Raw genomic sequence first — 1,933 nt, 5'->3', positions numbered from 1 at the left:
GGGAGACGGGCGCCGCCGTCGCGCGGCGGGTCGTGGTCGTGCACCACGGTGCGGCGGCCGGCGCGCTTGGCCGCGTAGAGCGCCGCATCGGCGCGCGCCAGCGCGACGTCGAGAGCCTCGCCGGCGCCGAGCCGGCACACCCCGATGCTGATCGAGACGCGCACCGGCATCTCGCCGTCGAGTGTCATCGGTGCATCGCCGATGGCGGCCAGCACGGCGTCGCCGAGCGCGTGCAGCTCGGAGTCCGTGCGGTCCCGCACCACCACGATGAACTCGTCGCCGCCCCAGCGGCCGTAGACGTCGCCGGGCCGAAGCGCAGCGCGCAGCCGGCGCGCCGCCTCCGACAGCACGAGGTCGCCGGCGTGATGGCCGTGGGCGTCGTTGATCGTCTTGAACAGGTCGAAGTCGATCAGCATCAGGCCGAGCGAGGGGCCGCCGCGGCCGGCGACGCGGCGCAGATCGTCGAGCGCCACCAGCACGCCGCGGCGGTTGTAGATGCCGGTGAGCGGATCGACCTCGGCGAGCCGGCGGAGCTGGGCGGTGCGCTCCGCCACGATCGCCTCCAGCCGGCCGGTGTGGTCGCCGACCTTGGCGGCCATGCGGGCGAAGGCGCGCGACAGCCGGCCGATCTCGTCGTGGCCACGATCGACCGGAACGGCGAAGTCGCCCGCCTCCATGCGGCGGATGCCGCCTTCGAGGCGGTCCAGCCGGTCGAGCACGACGCGGCGGAAGAACAGCATCATCAACGCGAGCGCCGCGGCCGCGATGAGGGCGAGCAGCGCCGCGATCGGCGCGAACAGCTCGCGGTCGATGATGGCGTCGATGTCCATCAGCGTGACGTTGAACCAGCCGACCCGGTCGAGCCAGCCGACGCCGACCAGATACTCCTTGCCGCCGATGCGGATGAAGCTCGACTCCACGGCCTTGTGGCCTTGGCCGAGCCGCTGCATCATGCCGGCGAGCTCGGCCCGGTCGCTGTCGCGATCGACCAGCGCGTAGATGGTCTTCTTCGCCTTGGTGTCCTTGGTCAGGCTGTGGAAGTCGACCATGCGCGGGTCGCGATGCGCCTGGATGGCGCCGGCCCGGTCGACGAACATGCTCTGCACGCCGACCTGCGGGATGTCGACGACCTCGCGGATGAACGCCGTGAGATCGACGCCGGTGCCGAGCACCCCGAGCACGCGCCCGTCGGCGGCGATGACGCAGTTGATCCACACCTTGGTGACGGCGAGATTGTCGTCGCGATCGACGTTGAGGCGGCAGCCCGGCCCCTCGGCAACGGTCGTGAAGTACCAGCCGTCGCGCGGATTGTCGGCCTTCACGGCGTAGCGAAGCTGGTGGCCCGTGTAGGCGCCGTCGCGATCGTTGAAGTAGTAGTTGCCGGAGGCGTGCACGACGAAGAAGTAGCTGTGGTCCTGGAACGACTGGCGGTAGCGCTCGAGCTCGGCGATGCCGCGCGCCGCCTTGTCGGGCGCCGCCTCGTCGAGGGCCCATTCGGTGACGGCGGGCGAGCGGGTCAGCGTCTCGGCGAGCGACACCTCGCGCATCAGCGCCTCGAGGCCGCGATAGCGATCGAACAGGATCTGCTTCTCGGCGAACAGCGTGCCGAGCTTGACCACGGTGCTGCGGACGATCCACTCGAATGCCACATAGGCCGGCACCGAGACGACGACGAAGACGGCGAGCGTGACCAGGAGCAGGCGGGTCTTGAGACTCGCCGTCACCCGCCCGCGAAGCGCCCGCCATCGCGCCGACATCTGTGCCTGCATCGTCACGTCGTCCCCGGCCGTCCCACCCTGCTCCGGGTCGTCGTCGGCCCCCCACGGCCCTCCCGACCCCCGGATAGCCCATTCGTATACGAATCAATCCACCGAGTAATTAACGCCCTGCGGTTGCCGTGCTAAAAGCGCCGCGATCCGAAAGCGGCGCCGCG

The 1,933-nt window shown here is 70.5% G+C and carries 1 protein-coding gene; it reads right to left on the bottom strand.

Features of this window, described 5'->3' with window-relative positions; genetic code table 11:
• The coding region (locus CH341_RS31015) for a sensor domain-containing diguanylate cyclase (RefSeq protein WP_245431334.1) at positions 1-1,769 on the bottom strand (1,769 nt) is incomplete at its 3' end.
• Positions 1,770-1,933: the final 164 nt, after the last annotated feature.

The organism is Rhodoplanes roseus (assembly GCF_003258865.1).
Classification (GTDB): Bacteria; Pseudomonadota; Alphaproteobacteria; order Rhizobiales; family Xanthobacteraceae; genus Rhodoplanes; species Rhodoplanes roseus.
This window is presented reverse-complemented; position numbering and strand designations above follow the sequence as displayed.